Genomic DNA, 1108 nt, shown 5'->3' with positions numbered 1-1108 from the left:
TGTATTGCCCTGTGAGGTTGTGGACGCGGGTGGCGGGTGGTTTGCCTCCGAGTGCGGTGTGGGCGCGGTGATGGTTATACCAGTGCAGCCATGTCGGGAGAGCTGCTCGTCGCTCGTGTTCGGACCGGTAGGGGCGGGCGTAGGCCCATTCGTCGGTCAGGGTGCGGTGGAAGCGTTCGACTTTCCCGTTGGTCTGGGGCCGGTAGGGTCGGGTCCGTTTGTGCTTGACGCCGTTGGCGGCCAGTAGGTCGCGCCAGAGGTGGGACTTGTAGCAGGGGCCGTTGTCGGTCAGCACGCGCTCGGTGGTGATCCCGATGCGCGTGAAGTGGTCGAGGGCGCGGGCCATGAAGCCGGTCGCGGTCTCCTTGGTCTCGTCGAACAGGATCTCGGTGTAGGCGAGGCGGGAGTGGTCGTCCAAGGCGGTGTGCAGGTAGGCGTAGCCGTGGCGGGCGCTCTTGGCGGAGCTGTTGTTCGGGATCGGGGCGGCGTGGGTGCGGGTCCGGCGCCCGGCCGCACGGCCTAGGACCTTGTGGCCGCCGCCGTCAGGGATGTTCCCGAGCTTCTTGACATCGACATGGACCAGCTCGCCGGGACGGGACCGTTCGTAGCGGCGGACCGGCTGGCCGGTGGCGCGGTCGAGGTGGGCAAGGCGGGGCAGGCCGTAACGGGTCAGGACCCGGTGGACGGTGGAGGGGTTCAGGCCCAGCAGGAAGGCGATGCGGGCCGGACCCCAGCGGCGCAGGACGCGGACTTTGATGATGCGCCGTTCGGTCCGGGTCGGGAGCCGGCGCGGGCTCGCATGCGGGCGACAGGAGCGATCCAACATCCCCGCTGCGCCGTGCCGGCGGTAGCGGTCGGCCCAACGCCATGCGGTCGCCGGTGCGACTTGGAAGCGCTCGGCGGCGCGGCGCACGGGCCAGCCGTCATCGACCACGCATCGGGCCAGGCGCAGCCTGCCGGTCGGGGTCAACGGGGCGTTAGAGTGAGTCATAGAGGGCCTTCCCGGATCGGCGTGACGTTGTAGCGACACACACCGAACCAGAAGGCCCTCGCTCCATTTCCGCCCGGCTCAGCCAGTGAGGTGTTCACAACCTCCCAAGACAGAACA

The 1108-nt window shown here is 69.0% G+C and carries 1 protein-coding gene; it reads right to left on the bottom strand.

All coding sequences use genetic code 11. The features are described from left to right. Positions 1 to 991: IS481 family transposase (locus tag GFD30_RS26095; RefSeq protein ID WP_153028068.1), on the bottom strand; the 991-nt coding region annotated here is incomplete at its 3' end. Positions 992 to 1108 lie beyond the last annotated feature (117 nt).

Source organism: Glycomyces albidus, from assembly GCF_009451885.1.
Classification (GTDB): domain Bacteria; phylum Actinomycetota; class Actinomycetes; order Mycobacteriales; family Micromonosporaceae; genus Glycomyces; species Glycomyces albidus.
This window is presented reverse-complemented; position numbering and strand designations above follow the sequence as displayed.